Consider the following 20,862-nt stretch of genomic DNA (forward strand, 5'->3'; position numbering starts at 1 on the left):
CTATTCGTCAACAGTTAACGACCGTAAACAGTGTTTATATAATTTAGGCGCGCATCAGCTTATCAACCCTAATGTAATAACTTTTTGCAGGGCTTTTTCAAATGTTATTCCCTGCTTTATGCAGATATACAACAATACTATTGCGGCTGAACGAATTGAGTTATCGCAATGTATCAGAATCGGTTTGCGTAGTTCAGTGATTATCTGATACATCTGGAGCGTAACTTGATGATTAATGTCTTCAGGTTTAGTTGGAAAGTTAACGTAGTACAATCCCAAATGCTCTATTTTCTCCTGTTCATTAGCCAGCAAGCCTGTTTCGTCGGGCAAACGTAAGTTCAATACAGACTGATAACCCTCATCAGCGATTTGTTTCAGCTGATCTAGTGTAATTTGTCCAGCGATCGCTAACTCATCATTAATTTTCCTAATAATGTTCATCAGCCGGATTAACCCCATTTTGCCGACGTTGCTCAGGCTCTAAATTTAGCAAAGCAATTTGAGGAACTTGTGAGGAAATCACCAAAGTATAAGAAATTGGGGATCGAGGATTGGGCATGCAGAAGAGGCAGAGGGCAGGGGAGAGGAATTTTCCCCTGCTCCCTGCTCCCCAGGCGCAGAGCAACAACCTATTACTCCTGGCTATCTCCTTCCTGATTGAACTTTGCCGTTGCTTTTAACGGCAGGCAAATCGTAAAAGTTGCGCCCTGACTGGCGACGCTATTGGCTGTGATGCTGCCTTGATGAGCTTCTACAATGCGCTTGGCGATCGCTAACCCCAGACCGTTGCCACTGCCTTTACGGGAGGGATCTGTTGTATAAAACTGTTCAAAAATTCGGGGCAAATCACCCTCACTAATACCTGTTCCCTGGTCTTGAATTTTCACAACTGCTTGTTTACCCTCGCTGTACCCAGAAATAAACACCAGAGAATCGGTTACTGAATGTTTGATAGCGTTGTCTAGCACATTTAAAATCGCCTGTAATAGTCGTTCTGGATCGCCTTCTAGTTGTAAATCAACCACATTTACGCGCGCAGATACACCAATAGCTTGCATTCGAGGTTCCATTGCATTGACAGCACGGTTAATCAAACCTTGTAGTGAAAAGTTCTGCTGTTCAAGCTGAGTAACTCCTGCTTCCAATCGTCCGAGATCCAGCAGGTCATGGATCAGCCTTGATAAACGTTTGATTTCGTTCTCGATAGTTTGAAAAAAGCGATCGCGCAATTGCGGCTCTTCGTATGCGCCACTTCTAAGTGCATCTACCGTTACCTGAACGTTGCTGATGGGTGTGCGGAGTTCATGGGAGACATTTGCTAAAAAAGCCCGGCGCTCCTGATCTAACGAAGCCAACCGTTCACTCATTCGGTTTAACTCTGCTGCTAACTGATCCAACTCATTGTTTTCATGGATAATCAGCTTGTCACCAAAATGACCACTACCTAAGCGAATTGCAAAGTTTTGCATAGTTTCAATTGGTTTTGAGAGACTCCGAGCAAAGCGAGTACTGATGAGCGCACATATCAAGATTGTCAGTGCCAGCGTTCCTAAAACGCTCCAAATCACCCTAGCGAACTGACGCTGAAGCTGATCCAAAGTCATGGACATTCGCAGCACGCCCAGTAATTGACCGTTACGCACAATTGGTCTAGCGATGTAGAGGCGATCTTCGGTTGATAAAACCCCTTTTGCGACCCCTTGCGCCGGACGATTTTGTAGAGCTTCCGATATGCCGGTAACTTTATACCAGTCTTTAACCTGTTTATCTAGCCGTGGGTCAGAAGTTGCCAGAAGACGACCTTCTTGATTAAAAATGCGAAGTGTCACATTTTGTGGTGCTCCATACCGTTGCACCAGTAATTCTACCCTTTGCAGATTTTTTGTTTCTAAAGCATCTGCTGCACTCTCGCTTAAGGCAGCTGTCCAGTTCTCCAGATCCATTTGCCGCGATCGCATGAAGTAGGCATGGAACGACCACAGGATGTAGCCTGCCATTACGGAGGTTCCCAAGGTGATCAGCAACAAATAAGTGGCTAGCAGCCTAGCATGTATGGAATTTACTTTGATGCGAGGCAACCAGTTCATGTTTGAAATTAATCCCCAGAACGACGGCGCAACACTGCTTTTATCCGTGCCAGTAGTTCACGGGTGTTGAATGGCTTGGTGACATAATCATCTGCTCCTGCTTCCAAGCCCCAAATTTTATCGATATCTTGATCTTTTGCTGTCAGCATGACAATGGGAACATCCGAAAATGCCCGAATTCGCCAACATACTTCCATGCCGCCAACCTCCGGTAGCATGAGGTCGAGCAAAATTACATCGGGTACTTCTTTGTGGAACTGTTTGATCGCACTATGCCCATCTGCTGCTGTTGTCACTGTATAGCCTTCTTTTTGCAGCGTGTAAGTCAGGCTTTCGCGTAGGGGTGCTTCATCATCCACTAGTAATATATGCGCCATATTTTAGATTAGCATTAAGTCCTAATTTTACCTTGTCAAGGAATCGCTTCTGGGGCATCCTTCTCAGGGCACAAAGATTGCTGGGGGGAGGAACAGGATTACACTAAAGGCTCAAAAATACTTAAAACCTAGATATATCAACAAACTAGTCAAAACGATATCAAAGTCTCTCTGTATCTACGTTTTATGGTTTTTTCTGGCTACTTTTTGTCTAAGTCCCACTAAATATTTCACGGCCGCGTAAATAGAACAATCATTGAAAATCTTTAAAGAGTTTATTCCATAATACTTTTGACTTTTGACTTCCGCCTTGCGGTACTAGCCTCTAAATAGGTGGTGTAAACTTTTCAATAATTCTTTAGCCGTATAGGGTTTTAATAAAACTGCTTGCACATTAGCATCAGCAGCTTGACCAAAGACTTGAATTAAGTTCAGTCCGCTACAGGCAATAATTTGAACCTGCTTGTTTATTTTTTGCAAAGTGCGAATAGCGGTGATTCCGTCCATATCCGGCATCATTATATCCATTAATATGGCATTGATTTGATGCTTGTGTTGGGCATAAAGCGCGATCGCCTCTATGCCATTACTGGCAGTTAGTATCTTATAGTTGTGGTTTTCCAGGATTATTGTGGCAATCTCTCGAATTTGGGCTTCATCATCTACAATCAAAATCAATTCTCCCTGTCCTGGTAGCAAATCTATCTCTTCTATACTTAAGCCTTGGGTTGCTGCCACTGCTGGTAAAAATAAGTCAAATTTGCAGCCACTACTAACATTGTTAGACACTTTGATAAAACCATCATGGCTTTTAATAATGCCAAGCACTGTTGAAAGGCCAAGACCCATACCTGTATTGACATCTTTTGTAGTAAAAAATGGCTCAAAAATTCTATTTAATATGTCTGGTGGTATGCCAATTCCGTTATCTGCAACGGTAATCACAATATAAGGCCCAACTTTAGCATCGAGATTCATTCTGGTATAAGCTTCATCAATAAACTTATTTTCCACAGAAATTTTGATATTGCCGCCATCTGGTAAAGCATCGCGGGCATTTACTACCAGATTCATCAACACTTGATGCAATTGTGTAGTGTCTCCACTGATAGCCCAAATGTCTTCTGGAATAATGGTGGAAAATTTAATAGATTTGGGAAATGTCTGTTTAGCAATTTGGATAATTTCTGAAATCAGGTACTCAATTTGGATAATTGTTCGCTCTTCTTTAAATCCTCGCGCAAAGGACAAGATTCGCTTCACTAAAGCTGCTCCACGTTTGGCGTTGGTTTCTACAAGTGCCAACATTTGCCTAAAACGCTCTTGGTCGTCTTGGAAAAATGTTCCCTGTAGCAATTGAGCTGCGGCCAAAATTGGTGTCAATATATTGTTCAAGTCGTGGGCAATACCACCTGCAAGAGTACCAAGGCTTTCCAATCGCTGGGTGCGAAAAAACTGTTCTTCAAGTTGTTTCTTTTCGGTGATGTCAGTATCAACAGTAAGGATAGATTTAGGTTCTCCCTCAGCATCACGCATCAATGTCCAGCGACTTTCTACAACAATTTCCTTACCGGATTTGGTAACTTGACATAACTCGCCTTGCCACGAACCACTCTCAATTACCTTTTTTAACGGTATTTCTAGTTGCTGCTGAGTTTCTGCTGAGTACAAAATCTCCTGGAGGTCTTTTCCTATAACTTCTGTAGAAAGCCAACCGTACATCCGCTCTGCACCTTTATTCCAGAATAAGAGTTGAGACTGGAAATCTCGAACTAATATAGCGTCAGTAGCGATATCAAGTAAGGCGGCTTGTTCGGAGATTTTTTGTTTTGCCAGTTTGCTCTCAGTGACATCCCTATTTGTGCCAATTATCCGAATCGGCTGACCGATTTCGTTATAGTAAACCTGACCTTTGCAGTTTAACCAGTGTAGGCTGCCGTCGGGCCAGACAATCCGATATTCTATAGATCCTTTTCCTTCCTTAATCATCCGATCTATACTCGCAGCTACAGATTCACGGTCTTCTGGATGGACTAAATTAAGATAGTCTTCAAAGGTTGGACACAAGGTGTTGGCAGGCAGACCATAAAGTGGTCCCATATTGGCAGACCAAACACCAGTATTGGCGATCAGGTTCCGATCCCATATCCCTATTTGAACAGCTTCGGTAGCTAAACTCAATCGCGCTTCACTTTCTTGCAGTGACTCTTGGGCCAGTTTGCGTTCGGTAATATCTTCAGCGATGCCACCATAGTACTGAACTTTTCCTTGGTCATCATAAACAGTAAAGCTCCGATCCCAGATCCAGCGCATCGATCCATCAGGTCGCAAAATTCGATATTCTATTGAAGCGGATTCACCATTAAGCTGTTGCTTTGCTGCAATGGTTGTAATGTTGCGATCGTCTGGATGAACGCTGTCTATCCAAGACTCAGGGTGATCTAATAGATTGCGACAAGAGCGACCCCAAATTTTTTCATAACCAGGACTAACGTACAAGGTTCGGAATGAATCTGGATTAGCAATCCAGATGGCTGCGTGGATATTTTCGGCAATAGTGCGAAATTTCTCCTCACTCTGGCGCAATGAATCCTCAGACAGTTTGCGCTCTGTGATATCTTCGGCAATGCAACCATAGTAGTCAACTTCTCCTTGGTCATCATAGACAGCAAAACCCCGATTCCAAATCCAGCGCACCGAGTTATCAGGTCGCAAAATTCGATATTCTGCTGAACTAGATTTAGCACTAAGTAGTTGCTCTACTGATTTGGTAGCGCGATCGCGATCGTCTGGATGAATTGCCTCTAGCCAAGAGTCTGGCTGGTCGTAAAGACTTTGGCAAGAGCGGCCCCAAATATTCTCGTAAGCAGGACTAACGTACAAGGGATGGAATGAATCTGGGCTAACAATACTAATGATGGCGTGGGTGTTTTCGACAAAATTGCGAAATTTCTCCTCGCTTTGGCGCAGTGCTGCTTCGGCAAGTTGGCGTTCGCGTTGTGCGGCTTGCTGTTCGGTAATATCTCTGCCTACCCCTTGGATTTCAACAACCTCTCCTTTGTCATTATGAATTGCGATCGCATTCCATTGAAACCAACGGATACCGTTGACTGTGAATGCACGTCGCTCACGATTAGTCAAGGGATGGGATGAAGATTCTAAATTTGTTATATCTTCCATCGCTTCAGGCAAGTCATCTGGATGAAGAAACTGGAAAAATGACTGACCACGAAACTCATCTTCTTTCCGACCAAAGGTTTGACAAGCAGCCGCATTGGCAAAGGTAATTTGCCCTTGCAAATCAATGCGAATAATTATGTCAATTTGGCTTTCCACGAGATGGCGATAGAGGTTTTCGCTTTGTTGTAATGCAACTTCTGCGCGTTGGCGTTCCTTTCGGGCAGCTTCGCTAACGGTAATCTCTTGTTCCAACAGGATATTGGACATAACAAGTTCTGCCGTCCGTTCTGCCACTCGTTGTTCCAACTCTTCGTAAGCTTTACACAGCCTTTCCTTTGCCTGCTGGCGGTGGCTAATATCGCACAGTAACCAGCGCCAGCCAACTTGCTTACCCTCTGAATCGTACATGGCAGAGGCTCTTATACTAGCCGGAAAAGCTGTACCTCCCCGTGGTTTTAGGTAAGCTTCCCACTGCTGTTGCTGCTGTTCATTATTTAGTCGAATGGTAAAAGTTTTGCGGTCTTGGTGAGCAATAAATAAAATTAATGGTTTGTTTACCAAATATTTTTGGTGTACAGCCAGCAAGATGGCTGCTGCTCGGTTAGCGTCTTGAATAATCCCTGCTGTATCAGTGACCAAATAACCATCTGGAGCGAATTCAAACAAATCCTGGTAACGTTGGCGCTCCAATTCTACTAGCTCACGGGCAGCGGCCAACTCTTCGTTTTGTTGGCGCAGTTCTTCTTCCACAACCTGGAGTTCTTCAAGAGCTTGCTGAAGTTCCTGATTAACTTGCATGATCTCAGCCGATTGTGCGTCAACCCATAATCTTAATTTATTTTGAGTTTGATAGCAGACTTGCTCTATCTCAATTGACTGATTAACCTGCCTGAATTCATCTCTAGGTTTTTGTAAATATTGCTGCAACCCTTCAACGACCCCAACTATTTTTACCATATCGAAGGCTTGTAGCAAGCTAGCCTGGGTAATGATTCCTACGAGTTGTCCGTGATCGTCCAAAACGGGCAAATAATTAGTCTGATACTGACGCAATAAAGATAAGGCAATGAAAATATCCTCAATTTCTGATTCTTTAAGGGTAACCACTGGCTGCGTCATCACTTCAGCAATTGTCACCTTGGATAAGTCCATTCCAGAAGCTGTAAGTCTCAGTACATCTTTTTCAGTAAAAATGCCTAATAAATTTGCTTCTTCCAAAACCAAGACACAACTAGATGGTTGACTTCTGGAGCCTAAATCTAATGACGAATTTAAACTAGTAGGTGCATAATTACTACATTTTTCCTGACTCATCAAGACAATAGCTTCAACTACAAAACTTTCAGGTTTAATCGTTAAGGGAGAACGATTAATAACATGATTTAAGCTAGGTAAGTTAATCAGTTGATCGTTGAACCGCATAATTAATTAGTCGATTTTAATGATCTTTTTGATATCAAAACGAACTAGCAAAAGCTAGTGAGAACCAGAAAAAGTAAACTGTTGAAAATCAAGAATTATTTTGGTGCAATTAACTATCAATCAACTTTTGATTAACTATATTGATAAATACACCTTTAAATATTAGAACGCCTAATATATCTGGACACAATGTAAGTTAGTAACTAAAGCAGTAAGTGGATAGAATTTTAGAGCCACTAAACTCATTTTATTGTCAAATTAGAGACAGCAGACCATCCATCTCAATAGATTACCTTAATTAATGGTTTTGGTAGTTTTGTTAGTCTGAAACCTTTGCAATTAATTGGTGAGTGTAAATCTTGACAAAGAAGCAGGGGAGCAGGGAGCAAGGGGGATAGGTGAGATGGGGATTCAACCCCACCTGTTGCGCTAGCTTCCTGTAGGGTAAGAGAACCACTTAATAGAAGTGGGGGACTCAAACCCATTTTCTCCCCTTCATTGCACGGTAGGAGTCAGGGGGCATTTACCCCCGCTCCTGCCCCCTTCCCCCTGCTTCTTCTTGAAAAGATTACTTAAAGAAAAAACATAATTTATACGAGACTATTAAATATTTTAACTTTCTTCACAAGTTCCTCATATTTAAACCTTATAGTCCAAGTATAGACACCTAGTTTTAAATATCTATGGGTTTGTCAACTGGCTGCCCTGATTTGCAATAACACTTTTATTAACAGGATTTGAGAAAAATATGAATTACTGTCCTTGCTGTTCAAATCTACTTTTAGAGCATATACGCGGTGCAGAGAGTTACTGGTTTTGCCGCCACTGCTGGCAAGAAATGCCTGTTTATAATCTGAACCAATCCAGTTCATTCACCGAAGCTGTCATAGGTAAAATATCTAGCAAACCTCAAAAAGAAAAACGTAGAAATACTACTGTTTACGCAAGGCAATGGCAATCTATCACCGAATGGATAGGGTTAGAAGAGATGTCTGCCTAATACTAAGTCGCTGATAGGATGTGTTATGTTTATTTACACTGAACTGTACTAGTTATGGTTCTCTCTTCTTTTCAAACACCTTACCTATTCTGGGGATGGAATTTCACGTTGACTGTCGACTGTTAACCGTCAACTGCGTCGGGGTGTCTCTCATCCCATCTTTAAAAAGAGTGAGTTTTCCCGATGCCTTTTTATAAATATTTATTGCTAACTTTAATAATCTCTTGTTTATAACCCCCGATTTAATTCGAGGGTTTTTAACGCTGAAAAACGAATTTTTAATTTTAATTTTATCGTAATGCTGCTAATAAGATTCAGCTTTTAAATGTAGCCTTAATCATCTTCCCACGATTCGTGATTCAGTAGATCGATAATTCTATCTCTAAGCAGAAATTCGTTTTTTTCTAACTCAAGTTCAAAATTAACCCAGTCACGATAAGGAATATATTTACAGAGGGTATAAATTGGCTGCTGACGGTTAACAAGTCTCTTTTTAACAAGTTGAAGTGCTTCTTCCTTGATAACCTCAATGTCGTATTCAACCGTAATGTTCATAGCTCGTTCCTTTGTTTTCATTGAACCTCACCCGACTTTGAGTCGTGTGATTCCTGCTTCAACGATCTTTGCCTGAATCAAAACAATAGTTGCTTTGACCCTACCTTAAACTTATCAAATAAAACTGGCGAGAATTGTGAAGAATCAAGACATTAATCTTTACAAGAACTTAGATATAGTGATTCTCACTTGAATGAGGTACACGACAATGCCTTGTCCCTATGAGTAACCGTGTTTATCCGTGGTTAATTATTTTTTATATACTTTACCTATTCTGGAACTACTATATTTTAGTAATATCTTCTTTGAGTCTCCGAATATACCCCCTCTAGAGAGATTATTGCAGAGTCAGAAGACTGGCACAACAAGCTCTAAACATCAAGAGAGAATCTAGATGCTCTCTGGGCGGCTTGCCAAAAGGTAAGCTAGGGTAAAGATAAAGAATATTCTCCAAAAAACTCATACTATGCTTCTGAATCTTGATAAAGTTCGGCAATATTTTCCGGCCCTAGCTGGTGAATGGACTTTTTTTGATAATGCTGGCGGCTCACAAACCCTAAAAAAAGTAGTAGATAGAATTAGCGAGTTTCTTTTGACTTCTGATGTCCAGTTGGGAGCTTCTTATGCAGTTTCTCAACTTGCAGGAGAACGATTGGCTTTAGCAACTAGAGGAATGGCTACTTTCATTAACGCCAATTCTTATAAAGAAGTGGTTATGGGCCCATCTACCACAATGATGTTGAAAGTTCTTTCGATTTGTTTGGGTCAAACCTTTACGCCTGGTGATGAAATTATTGTTACTAATTGTGATCATGAGGCTAATATTGGTGCTTGGGTCGCTCTTGAAAAACAAGGAATGAAGGTTAAAGTGTGGCAAATTCGCCCAGATACCTTAGAACTTCATTTAGCAGATTTAGAACCATTGATGAGTCAGCGTACAAAACTAGTAGCCTTGACTCATGCTTCTAATGTTTTGGGAACAATCAATCCTATTAAAGAAATTGCTGCATTTGTACATGATCGCAACGCGATGATTTGTGTGGATGGTGTAGCTTATGCACCCCATAGATTAGTTGATGTCCAAGATTTGGATGTTGATTTTTATACTTTTAGTTGTTATAAGGTCTATGGGCCACACCATGCTTTACTTTATGGCAAAGAAGAACATTTATTAAGATTACCTGGTCTTAATCATTATTTTATTGAGCAAACAGATATACCTTATAAATTTCAGTTAGGGAATGTCAATTTTGAATTAAGTTATGGGATGTTGGGTTTATGTGATTATTTAAGTGAGTTAGCACAACTGCACTACGACAATCAAACTGCACCTGATTTGAGAAATCAAATGGTACAGGCGTTTAATTTAATTAGCATACATGAAGAACATATTAGCGATCGCCTCTTAAATTACCTCAACAGCAAATCTAATGTGCGAGTAATTGGTCAATCAAAAGCTGACCGTCAATTTCGTGTGCCAACTATATCTTTTGTAGTAGATGGAGTAAATAGCTCAACCATTCCGGTAAAAATCGACCAACATTATATTGCAATTCGCTACGGAGACTTTTATGCTAAACGGCTGATTGATTACCTGGGTTTAGCGTCCCAAGGTGGAATAGTTCGGGTGAGTATGGTGCATTACAACACCCTTGAGGAAGTTAACAGCTTGATTGAAGCTTTTGAGAAAGTATTTTAAAATTGGGGATTGGGCATGGGTGAATAATCGTAAATAATCATAAATTGTTCTTCTCCCCCTGCCTCCCCTGCTCCATCCCCCTACTCCCCACTCCCTCTTACCCATTACTCAACTGCAAAACTTGCACCTCTTCTTGCGGGTAAATTAATGTTTTACCTACCGGGAGAACAGCTAAAGCGTTGGTTTGAGCTAAATTAATTAAATTGCCGGAACTTTGACTACCGTCAGCTTGATGAAATTCGTATACTCCATCAATTAAATGCAATTTACCCCAAAGGTAAGTTTCGCGCTTGCCATTTGATCGCAATTCATGATGCGATCGCACTTTCAAAAACACTGATTCCCAACCTTCAGTAATTCCCGAAAGTTTCTTGATTACTGGTAGCACAAAGCGCCAAAATGTGACCAGTACAGCAGCAGGGTTTCCTGGTAAACCAAAATAGAGTGGAAAGTTTTGAGTTGGGAAAGTGGCGACGGTGAGGGGTTTGCCTGGCCTCATTTCCACAGATCGAATGTGGATTTTTGCTCTTAGTGACTCTAAAATTTTATCAACATAGTCATAATCTCCCACTGAGACACCACCAGAAGAGAGAACTATATCAGCGATCGCAACAGCGTGGGCAATGACTTTCTCTAAAGCAACTGGATCATCTTTGACAATGCCTAAAAGTATTGGTTCTGCACCACTTTGTCTCACCAAAGCTGCTAGCGCATACTGATTAGAATCCACAATTTGCCCTGGTTGCAACGGTTGATCAACTGTCATCAACTCATCACCAGTGGAAAAAATTGCCACACGCGGACGGCGGTAAACACTTACTTGTGGACATTGTGCTGCCGCCAATACGGCTATTTCTGGGGCATTTAACTTAATTCCGGCTGGTAGTAATTGTGTTCCAGATTGATAAAAAGATGCTTTGTGTCTGACAAATTCTTGCGGTTTTGGCGCATCTAGAATAAATACGCGGTTTTCCTCCCGGCGTGTCTTTTCTTGCATGACTACAGTATCCGCACCAGCTGGGATCACTGCACCTGTAAAAATCCGCGCAGTTTGCCCTGGTTGAATCGTAAATTTAGGCTGATACCCAGCCGGAATATCTTCAACAATTTCTAAAATGGCTGGGTTTTCGCTACTATGCTGTACATCTTCGTAGCGAACTGCGTAGCCATCCATTGCCGAATTATCCCAATGGGGAAAATCTAGGGGACTGGTGACAGGTTTTGCCAAAATCCGGCTATTGGCTATTAATAAATCGATAACTTCTGTATCACGCTGATGATTTAACGGTTGTACTAAATTTAAAATAATTGCTTGTGCATCGCTGACTGATACCATAGCGATCGCCTCCGACTTTTTTCTTTATCCCTGTAAAGTAACACTTAGCAATTTTGGATTTTGGATTTTGGATTGAATTTCTGCTTGAAGGTAAATCCCAAATTCCATACTGCTAGTAAACCTATAATTATGCTTCCTTCGGGGACTTTCGATACCTGAACAGAATTGTTACTTAAATCTAATATTTGCTTTGTGCCTGCTGCATCTCTATTATTAAAACCAAATTCTTTAGCTAAAACTTCATCGCTAAAACCTTCGTCTATAAGTGCAAGATTATTATTAAGCCATGTGTCGCCAGGAAGTTCATCATCCTTGCCGACATCAAATGGGCCAAAGATTTGCTCTTTAGTGCTATCAAAGTTGAATCTCAAAAAGCTGTAGTTAGATACACCACTAAGCACTGGAGTGAAACTATTTATTAGATTATTCAAGGGATCAAAGAAGGAAATTGAGATGGACTGCAAATTGTTGGTAGCTCCCAAACCTGCTTCAGAAATGACGTTTGGAGCAGTTGTAGTATCGTAGTTAAATAAACCTTTAGCTGAATAACCAGTGTCTCCTTTCCAGTTAAATTGGAACTCAGTAGCATAAGCTAGGTCGTTAGTGGTTATGGCGATCGCTAACATTAAACCAGTAGTGGTTGCCATACTAATAGTTGTTTTAGCAAATAGATGTGTCATAGATACAATTTCCAAATTTATTAAAATTAAGTTTCTACAACAATACAATATTTCCCAAAAATAAAATGAAAGCTCAGGTTAATCTTTGGTTGCTTAAGCTTTCATTCTGAAATTGTGGAATCCCGCATTTCTCACAAAACGGTAGGGGCGGGTTCACGAGGTATTCGTGAATGATTGAAGCATATTTGTGAACCCGCCCCTACAGCCTCTGGACTTGGGTTTCATAAATTTGGTGAGAAATCCGGGGAATAAACGTTTGAGCTTAAGTTTACACCAATGGACACCAATGCAATATCGTGGGAGTCTCACAACCCACAGCATATTGTATATCTCTTTTATCGCCACCCTAAAAAACGCAATCCAGGGACGATTAGGTAGTAAGTCACTGCTAACCAAAAGCTGATAAAGATGCCCACAGAACCAAAAAAAATCAGAGGTAACTGCAACTCTGACCAGCCTGGTTGACTAGAGAATTGGAAGATCGGAGGTGCTAACCTCAAAAGAATCATAGCTGCATAGGCGATTGCACTACCAAAGGCAGCGAAGACAGCGTACACTATGTGATGGCTACGAAGACCTAAACTCAAGGTGAGTAGGCAAACTGCTACTAAAATTACTGCTACTAAGCCCTCACCGCTATCTTTTGGTGTGATTAATTGTAAAATAAACCAGCCGAAGCCATAGCTAATTATGCCCATCAGCGATGCTACTAAAAAGCGCCGCCGTTGACCAAAACACCCGGATACTGTCAGTCCCCAAGCAGTTCCCCAGCCTGCTGCGACGTACACCAAAATATCTGTCCCGAAAACGGGTTGAGTATTTGGCACTAATTGGTTTAGCTGACTCCCAATAAATTCCACAATCTGACGACCCAAATTTGTGCGATATGCCAAAATAAAACCTGCGATCGCACCAAAACAAGCGCCAACATAAGCCAGGATCATCGCCCAAATCGTCGCCAAACAAGCTTGCAAAATTTTGATGATTGCCTGAGCGATGAAAGTAACGGTTTTAGTTACAGCTTGGCTAAAGTTAGCTAAACCTTGTTTAATAGCTTGTATTAACTGTGTATATCTCTGAGAAACTTGCGTTGAAGCAAGCTTCCCTTTGTTTCCTAGTTGGGCAAATAATCTTGGCGGCGGTAATGGTTGAGAAATCTTCGCCAAACGTTTTTGAATCATAGCTGCATTTGCTGGACGCGATCGCACATCCTCTTGCACCATCTCATCCAGCAAATCTGCCAATTGGGGATTGACATTTACCGTATTTCGCCACTTCAATTTCCCTGTTTGCTGATCTTCTAACTCTAGCGGGTATTTACCTGTGAGTAGTTCAATCATCGTTCGACCAAGTGCATAAAAATCGGCACTTGGCCCGACAATACTTCCAGTCACTTGTTCTGGTGGACTGTAGCCAGAAGAGAATAATCGCGTGGAACTAGACTGAGAACGCAGCTTAGAGGGGCTAAATTGTTTTGCTCCGCCAAAATCAATTAGTACCAAGCGATCGCCCTCTATTTGCCCTTGAGGGGGGGTTACAGTTGGCGAAGAGTTGCCCAGCATTAAATTAGAAGGTTTAATATCCCGGTGGATAATCTGACGTTTGTGTAATTCTTGTAAAATCTCTACAGCTTGGGCAAACCAGTTTACAACCAAACTCTCTGGACAGCCTTGGGGAAACTTTTTTAATATCTCCTCTAAAGTCCGCCCATTGATTTTTTCCATTACCAGACAAGGTAACTGGTGCGGCTTGGGGTTAAACAGTTGTATCTGAAAATACCCTTCTGCATCAACTTTGGGGACACCTGGATGGTGCAAATTAGATAAAACCGCCGCTTCTTGGGTAAATAACTCCAGTGCCTTCGATGAATCTTCTACCAACACTTTCAGCACTTTCTCTGTTTGAGTTCTTTCATCCCAAACCGTGTAAATTTGAGCAAATCCTCCTGATCCCAAAGGCTGAAGTGGAACATAGCGGTCTAACAGCTCTAGCGGTGCGCCACAACTGTTGCAAAATTTGTTTCCCCAAGGCTGGGGATAAGGACGTTGACAATCAGGATTTATGCAGTGAACCGAGAGAGAACGCATAATCAATAAATTTAGGCATTTTTCGTAGTAAAATGCTCAACAGATGCTCAAAAGCTCAACTTTAAATGATAGAATACCGCTTTTGGTATAAATTAATACTCAAATTTGATGCTCATTGAATGCTCGTTTTTAACAGTCATACTTCACTCTATCTCTTATGTTTTTAGTTGTTAAATAAATTGTTAAACAACTAGGAATATGAGAGTCAGAACTGAAAAAAACTCGATTTTTTAAGGAAAATAGCCAAAAAATTGAAAAACCGTTTTAGGCAGGGTAAAGGTGAGTGAGAAAATGAACATTAAAAAAGCTCCTACATCAGTTACTACTTCTTTACATTCTGATTCGGATTGAACTTTAGTCGAAAATCAACTGAATTACAGGCACTATGCTATAAAATCAAGATTTTTCCACTGAACCGCACTTTAAGTGATGTGGGACACAACCGCTACAATACAAAGGCTGACTTGATTTTAGCGTTTCTTTAAGTTTCCTGATTTTTTAAATAGGCAAAGGAAAACCCTCATAGAATTTATGAGGGTTTTCGTTTATATCTGAATACGCTGCTTGGATTAAGGCTTTATCCTCCCCTCCTTAAAATGGGGATTAAGCCCCCTTTTAAAGAGGGGTTGGGGGGAGCTTCCGAGACGAAATATCACTAACCCAAGTCTATTGCTTTATATTTATGTCAGCCCTTAGTTACGAAAACTTCTCTTACTCTGTCTGTGCTTGGCAACTTCTTTGCGCTTACGTTTTTCTAAGGGTGTTTCAAAATGACGATGCTTTCTCATGTCTGGAAAAATTCCAGCCTTGGAAACTTCTCGCTTAAATCGTCGTAAAGCTGATTCAATGTGTTCATTGTCACCGACAATTACTTGGGTCATTATTTCTCCTACTAAGTTGACTTAATCAATGGGTATGCAGGCGGTAACATTACAAAAAAAAGACAGACTCTTGTTTGTCTGACCTTAAGACTCTTGGTAATTTTTTTTTGTTTCCAAGGTTAGTAGCGTCCGCCGCGTCCGCCACCGCCACCGCCGTATCCTCCTCGGTTTCCACCACCAAAGGAACCTCTATCACCTCTATCTTCCTTGGGTTTAGCCTTATTCACTTTCAGGTCACGACCCATCCACTCCGCACCGTCAAGGGCTTCAATAGCAGCTGTTTCTTCCGCTTCAGTTCCCATTTCCACAAAAGCAAAGCCTCGTGGACGACCTGTTTCACGGTCAGTAGGTACTTGAACTCGCTTTACAGTACCATATTCTGCAAAAATACCACTTAAATCTTCTTGTGTAACGTCATACGAGAGGTTACCTACATAAATTGACATCGATTCTCTCCAAAATCATCACTGTGTAGAGATTTTAATTTCTCTGATAAGTCTGTAAATACTAAAAGGAAAAAAGCCTTTCAATACTAAAACCAAAGACATCACTAAATTAACTCTCCTAATCTAGGATGACATATGAGCCAACTCTCTGCATCCTGTAAATAGTTAACAGATAATTAAGCAGTGATGCTTTAATATCCGAATTGAACGTTTGACTGCATTAACCACAAAGTATTACTCCCAAATTTTAATATGAAAGGCAAAGTCAGGCAACAAATAAAGTGAGCAGGGGAGGCAGGGGAGGCAGGGGAGGCAGGGGAGGCAGGGGAAGTGGGGGATGTCAAGTAAAGAGGTTTAATACATTTTGGCTATGTCAAGTTGCTTATTATCACCTTTCCAAGCTGTTTCCAATTCGGCTTTGACAAGTTGAGCAGCCTCATCTTTACCCAGTGCTTGCAAACTTGCCTGTAAGCCAAATAGAGAGCGCCCATTATGGGGATACTTTTTTAGATCAGCACGAAAGACTTTCTCAGCCTGTACATAGTCACCCTTAGCTAAAAGCACACTGCCCAAAGACTCCCGTGTGGGTAAATACCAATCTGGTGGTTCCATGTAATCGAGGGCATCTTCTGCTGCCACCGCTTTTTCTAACAATTGAATAGCAGATTCATAATCATGCTTTTCTCTAGCAATTTTGGCGTTTAGAACTTCTGAAGCAATGTCTAAAATGCGACTGGCAGGACTAAATCCAATGGTTGCTTCGGAGGAAATTCCCTGTTTGGCGGCAAGTAATGCCCGACTTTCACGTGCTGCATCTTCAAGTTTGCCTGTGGCTGCTCTCGCCATGCCACGAGCAAAATGCCAAAGTGCTGTGGTAGTAGGCAATTTAGCATCGGGGGCAGGAGTTTTTAAGATGGCATCCCAGTCACTAAAGCGTGTCTGAATCAGCATTTTGCTACCCAGAAATCCCTCAAGCATAGGTGCATATGGGTCAATAGCAGTAGCATTTGCAACTAACTTCTCTGCCGATTTGAGAGCATCTTCATATCTTCCTGCCATACTGCTAGCCACCATAAGGAAATCTATGTTGTGGTTGTAGTACATCATGGGGTAAGTGCCCTGAACTTGATATTTATTGATGTAAATATCATCTTGTGCGATCGCTTGCTCGTTTGCTTGCATTGCCCCTTCATAATCACCCACGCGAAAATAAATATGCGAAGGCATATGTACCAAATGTCCAGCCGATGGCGCTAGGGTTCCTAGTCTGTTGGCACTCACAAGGGCCCGTTCTGGGGAAAGCGAGGCTTCCACTGCATGAATATAGTAATGATTAGCTCCGGTATGATTCGGGTTACGTTTGAGAACAGATTCTAAAATAGCTACAATCTTTTCTGTATCTGGCTGTGGTTTGCCATCTTTAGTCCAGTGCTGCCAAGGATGCAGATCCATCAAACTTTCAGCGTAAAGCGTCGCTGCATCCAAATCATCAGGATAGCGCTCGATTAGGTTTGCCATTGCTTTTGCGTAGTCTACCGCTAGCTGATACAAGTTTGCACCAGTATCTTGGGAGTAACGTTTTGCTAAGGCGGTAATGTAGTCTCGTTCCTGAGCAGATGCTTGAGTGGAAAGTGCTAAAGCTTGCTGTACCGCTTGGTAAGCAGCTAATTCTCGGTTGGGGTCGATTGCTAAGTTAATATTAGGGCCTAGAGCTAGAGCGATACCCCAATATGCGATCGCCAAATGCGGATCGAGTTTGGCAGCGTATTGAAAAGAACGCACCGCCTCATCATGATTAAAAGCATAAATTAAATTTAATCCCTGATTGAAAAACTCTTGCGCTTGGGGATTAGCAGTGGAAACTGGATGGTGGATTGTCCCAACTCCAGATATTAAAGTATAGGGCTGTCTTGTTTGAGCTATTGCCGCATTAGGAGCGACTAAAGAGAGTATAAGCACCCAAATTATAAATAAGTATTTCATTTCATTATTTATATTCTTTTCTTTTTTTCAAGCTTTTTTTTCTTTATATTTAAATGCCACAGTTTCTCTAATGAGGCAATTTGCTGGCAAAGAACAGCAGCCCAGTGTTTCTTATATGATATTAAACCCCGCATATACAACTATTAGAGTCAAAATAGAAAATCCGAAAAAAATGTTAACAGATTCATTAGTTTGCATCCTAGAGTCTACATATTGGGAACTGGTCGTTAGTTGAGTAGTAGAATGCGATCGCATAAATCCCTTCATCAATAGCTGTAAGTAAGAAGCCAAAAATAAACTTAAATACTTGTTCCTGCTGTCTTTGCTCAGAAATTAGTCACAAGTTTTACTAGTGCAGCATTACGAAAATAGCTATCCAGTTGAAAGAAGTAACAAAAGCTTAATTTACAAGCTTTGTTGCTGCCTCTTTTTTGGACTTCTCTCTGCCTTTTTGCACTAGCTAAAGTACTCTTCAGTTAAAACTTGAAAAATTATGTTGATTTCTGCATAAGATTTGTGACAACTTTTTGTGCCGCAAGCACCGAATCTTAGAAGATTTGCCGATATTTAAGCTATTTTGTTGTGCCAGTTGTTCCTAACTATGGCTTAAGTAATTACTTTTTAAAGTATAAGAAGTGACTTCATAACTATAATAGTACTAGTGACCACTGAATTGGTGTTTTAGCTGAGATATAGCACGAGAGACTCAGATCCCCGACTTCTTAGAGAAGTCGGGGATCTTATTGTTCACGACTGATTTAGGACTGCTATAGTAAATGATTTTCTCTCAAGATAGAACAATAGAATCATTCCTTTCTATCTTTTGGATATTGCTTGAATTCTCAAAGATGAACTTAAACTTTAAATAACTATGTACAACGGATACAAATATTCTTCATAAAAACATCGTCAGATAGAAGCATTAAAATTTGTCTAAAAGTAATCTATAGATATTGCAGCGCTTCTCAAGCAAGCAATAAATAATCACTAATTAACATACTTTAGGAACAAAAAATATGAGTATCGAAGATAGAGCAAAAGCTTTTGCTAAAAACGTAGAAGGTAAAGTACAAGAGGGAGTTGGCGAAGTAACTGGCAACCCTAATGATAAAGCTGAAGGTAAAGCTAAACAAGCTGAAGCCCAAGTCCGCCACACTGCTGAAAATCTCAAAGATGAAGTTAAAAAGACTTTAGACTAGGCTGAAGTTTATCTATGAAGAAGGTGTAGGTAAAATAATTATTTAATTTACTGATCCTTCTTCATTTATCAAATCTGCTTTTTCCCTTGCTTTAGGCATTTTTACAATACTGTTTCTAAAACATTTACTCAAATCACTGGTTTTTTATAAAGGTGTAGATTCATGATTAATCTTCTATTTACCTATCTTTTAACAGACATATCTGTGGCATCACAAGGTAATTCTAGCTATTCTGTTGTGCTGACAGCATTATTAGGATTGGGCTTTATCGCTGCTGTAACTATAGGTTCAATTGCCTGGTACAACTCCAAACGTCCTGTAGGCTGGGAAGATAAAGAGCGTCCCGATATTATTCCAGAAATTGATAACTAAAGATATTTTTGTCTGACTCCCATATATTAGTGTTAGTGTTCACGGATTTTATCTGTGAACACTATTTTTGATTCAAAATACCCATTTGTGCATTGGGATCAACTTCAAAAAAGAATCCGCTACATACACAGATCCCGCTAAATTCATTTTAACAAAGGAGACTTTTAGCCCAGATCGGGTTTTCCGATGAATCCCTACTTTTGGTTTTCACTAGCTACAGGTAGACGGATCGTGAATGTACTACCCTGACCTGGTTCAGATGTTACATCGATTGTGCCTTGATGTGCTTCGATAATGCAGCGAGATAGATATAGTCCCAAACCGCTACCAGAACGCTGGTGTTTACCCTGGCGAAATCGCTCGAATAATATTGCCTGGTCTTGTTTAGAAATTCCCGGCCCTGTATCTTGGATATCAATAGTCACAGCTACCGGAGTAGGATAACAGTGAATATTTACAGAACCTTCATCTGTAAATTTGATAGCATTACCAATGATATTTGTCAAAACTCGCCGCAGTTCTAGGCGATCGCCCATGACGCTGCTTGCCGTTTCACCTAGATCAATATTTACAGTTAATCCTTTTTCTTCAGCTAAAGGAGTTAATTCTTGCGAAACTTCACCAACTAATTCCTGAATATTGCAGGGAGAAATCTTTAAAGTTTTACAGCCCGCTTCATGACGATAAACTTCTAGTAAAGTATTTACCATTTCCAGCAGGTCTTGATTACTGCCAATCATGGTATCAATTATTTCTTGCAATTGTGGCGAAACTTCGCAAAACCTGCCTTCCAACAATAATTTTAATACGCGGTTGGAGGCTACCAGGGGTATGCGTAAATCGTGAGTAAAACGGGAGACAAAATCTGCCCGCAGGTTAGCCATCTGATCTCGTTCGTCGATGCTATGTTTGAGACGCAGGAGCGATCGCACTCGTGCATGAAGCTCATCAGGATCGAATGGTTTCCGAATAAAGTCATCTGCACCAGCATCAAGTCCTTCCACAACGCTAGACTGATAGTGAGCCGTGAGCAGTAGAATGGGGATAAATGGCAACGCCGGATTCTGCCGGATGCGTCGAGTAAATTCATACCCATCTATCTCTGGCATCATTACATCTAAGAGAATTAAGTCTGGCGGTGATTCCTCAACCATAGCCAGAGCGATTTTGCTATCTTCCACTAAGCTAATTTCATAGTCCTCATCTTCTAGGACTGCTTCTAAGACCAGTAGATTGTCAAAAACATCATCGACAGCGAGAATTTTATCTTTTTTGACAGTTTTAGTTAAAGACATGGGTAAATAAAAAAAAGAAGTGCTTGGCTATCCCTCGCAAATCTAGTAATAGCTTACTTTATCGGCACTGAGATTATTAAGGATTCACATTTTCCTTTAAAGTTTTCTGAATTTACACCTTACTTTTCTAAGTAATTGTACTGGGCGGTTATTTAATTTATGTATTAAATAAATTGTTTTTTAAATATCTTAGCCGTCTGATTATCCAAACAATATCTATGTCTGGGTCTAAGGGTAAGATAGTTTAGTCCTTTTTATATAAA

The 20,862-nt window shown here is 40.8% G+C and carries 17 protein-coding genes; 4 read left to right on the forward strand and 13 right to left on the reverse strand.

Going from position 1 to position 20,862, the window contains the following annotated elements; all coding sequences use genetic code 11:
• Positions 1 to 54: 54 nt before the first annotated feature.
• From H6G96_RS21585 to H6G96_RS21600, 5 genes are all read right to left on the reverse strand, one after another.
• Complete coding sequence (locus H6G96_RS21585) at positions 55 to 441, reverse strand: sulfur transferase domain-containing protein (protein ID WP_190913352.1); 387 nt, start codon at positions 439 to 441, stop codon at positions 55 to 57.
• Positions 428 to 559, reverse strand: a complete 132-nt coding sequence (locus H6G96_RS42430; protein ID WP_277883758.1) for a hypothetical protein — start codon at positions 557 to 559, stop codon at positions 428 to 430. Before H6G96_RS42430 ends, H6G96_RS21585 begins: the two co-directional genes overlap by 14 nt.
• A gap of 73 nt (positions 560 to 632) precedes the next feature.
• Positions 633 to 2,087 carry an ATP-binding protein gene (locus tag H6G96_RS21590; protein ID WP_190913353.1) on the reverse strand — a complete coding sequence of 485 codons (1,455 nt, stop codon included), beginning with the start codon at positions 2,085 to 2,087 and terminating at the stop codon, positions 633 to 635.
• Between the two features lie 8 nt (positions 2,088 to 2,095).
• Positions 2,096 to 2,464 carry a response regulator gene (locus tag H6G96_RS21595; protein WP_190913354.1) on the reverse strand — a complete coding sequence of 123 codons (369 nt, stop codon included), beginning with the start codon at positions 2,462 to 2,464 and terminating at the stop codon, positions 2,096 to 2,098.
• A 318-nt stretch (positions 2,465 to 2,782) separates the two neighbouring features.
• Positions 2,783 to 7,066 carry a PAS domain S-box protein gene (locus tag H6G96_RS21600; RefSeq protein ID WP_190913355.1) on the reverse strand — a complete coding sequence of 1,428 codons (4,284 nt, stop codon included), beginning with the start codon at positions 7,064 to 7,066 and terminating at the stop codon, positions 2,783 to 2,785.
• Positions 7,067 to 7,814: 748 nt separating this feature from the next.
• Between H6G96_RS21600 and H6G96_RS21605 the strand changes: the two genes are divergently transcribed.
• Positions 7,815 to 8,066, forward strand: coding sequence for a hypothetical protein (locus H6G96_RS21605; RefSeq protein WP_190913432.1), 252 nt, complete (start codon positions 7,815 to 7,817; stop codon positions 8,064 to 8,066).
• Positions 8,067 to 8,399: 333 nt separating this feature from the next.
• Here H6G96_RS21605 and H6G96_RS21610 read toward each other — a convergent pair whose 3' ends face one another.
• Positions 8,400 to 8,621, reverse strand: a complete 222-nt coding sequence (locus tag H6G96_RS21610) for a DUF4327 family protein (protein WP_190913428.1) — start codon at positions 8,619 to 8,621, stop codon at positions 8,400 to 8,402.
• 466 nt (positions 8,622 to 9,087) lie between these two features.
• On the opposite strand from H6G96_RS21610, the gene H6G96_RS21615 reads away from it, so the two are divergent.
• Positions 9,088 to 10,320, forward strand: a complete 1,233-nt coding sequence (locus H6G96_RS21615; protein ID WP_190913356.1) for a cysteine desulfurase-like protein — start codon at positions 9,088 to 9,090, stop codon at positions 10,318 to 10,320.
• 97 nt (positions 10,321 to 10,417) lie between these two features.
• Here the strand turns inward: H6G96_RS21615 and glp are convergent, their stop codons facing one another.
• The 6 genes from glp to H6G96_RS21645 all read right to left on the reverse strand — a co-directional run bounded on the left by glp (position 10,418) and on the right by H6G96_RS21645 (position 17,733).
• A complete protein-coding gene (gene glp, locus H6G96_RS21620) occupies positions 10,418 to 11,656 on the reverse strand; it encodes a gephyrin-like molybdotransferase Glp (protein WP_190913357.1) in 1,239 nt (412 codons plus the stop codon).
• 44 nt (positions 11,657 to 11,700) lie between these two features.
• Positions 11,701 to 12,336 (reverse strand): PEP-CTERM sorting domain-containing protein, encoded by a 636-nt coding sequence (locus H6G96_RS21625; protein WP_190913358.1) that lies wholly within the window; start codon positions 12,334 to 12,336, stop codon positions 11,701 to 11,703.
• A gap of 335 nt (positions 12,337 to 12,671) precedes the next feature.
• Positions 12,672 to 14,423 (reverse strand): serine/threonine-protein kinase, encoded by a 1,752-nt coding sequence (locus H6G96_RS21630; protein ID WP_190913359.1) that lies wholly within the window; start codon positions 14,421 to 14,423, stop codon positions 12,672 to 12,674.
• A gap of 692 nt (positions 14,424 to 15,115) precedes the next feature.
• On the reverse strand, positions 15,116 to 15,304 hold the full coding sequence (gene rpsU, locus H6G96_RS21635) for a 30S ribosomal protein S21 (protein ID WP_012407716.1): 189 nt from the start codon (positions 15,302 to 15,304) through the stop codon (positions 15,116 to 15,118).
• Positions 15,305 to 15,423: 119 nt separating this feature from the next.
• Positions 15,424 to 15,750 carry an RNA-binding protein gene (locus H6G96_RS21640; RefSeq protein WP_190732485.1) on the reverse strand — a complete coding sequence of 109 codons (327 nt, stop codon included), beginning with the start codon at positions 15,748 to 15,750 and terminating at the stop codon, positions 15,424 to 15,426.
• A gap of 354 nt (positions 15,751 to 16,104) precedes the next feature.
• A complete protein-coding gene (locus tag H6G96_RS21645) occupies positions 16,105 to 17,733 on the reverse strand; it encodes a hypothetical protein (protein ID WP_190913360.1) in 1,629 nt (542 codons plus the stop codon).
• Positions 17,734 to 18,749: 1,016 nt separating this feature from the next.
• On the opposite strand from H6G96_RS21645, the gene H6G96_RS21650 reads away from it, so the two are divergent.
• Positions 18,750 to 18,932 (forward strand): CsbD family protein, encoded by a 183-nt coding sequence (locus tag H6G96_RS21650; protein WP_190913361.1) that lies wholly within the window; start codon positions 18,750 to 18,752, stop codon positions 18,930 to 18,932.
• 162 nt (positions 18,933 to 19,094) lie between these two features.
• Positions 19,095 to 19,304 carry a hypothetical protein gene (locus H6G96_RS21655; protein ID WP_190913362.1) on the forward strand — a complete coding sequence of 70 codons (210 nt, stop codon included), beginning with the start codon at positions 19,095 to 19,097 and terminating at the stop codon, positions 19,302 to 19,304.
• Positions 19,305 to 19,498: 194 nt separating this feature from the next.
• On the opposite strand, the gene H6G96_RS21660 is transcribed toward H6G96_RS21655, so the two are convergent.
• On the reverse strand, positions 19,499 to 20,599 hold the full coding sequence (locus H6G96_RS21660) for a hybrid sensor histidine kinase/response regulator (RefSeq protein ID WP_190913363.1): 1,101 nt from the start codon (positions 20,597 to 20,599) through the stop codon (positions 19,499 to 19,501).
• Positions 20,600 to 20,862: the final 263 nt, after the last annotated feature.

The sequence above is a fragment of the Nostoc sp. FACHB-892 genome, from assembly GCF_014698795.1.
Lineage (GTDB): Bacteria > Cyanobacteriota > Cyanobacteriia > Cyanobacteriales > Nostocaceae > Nostoc.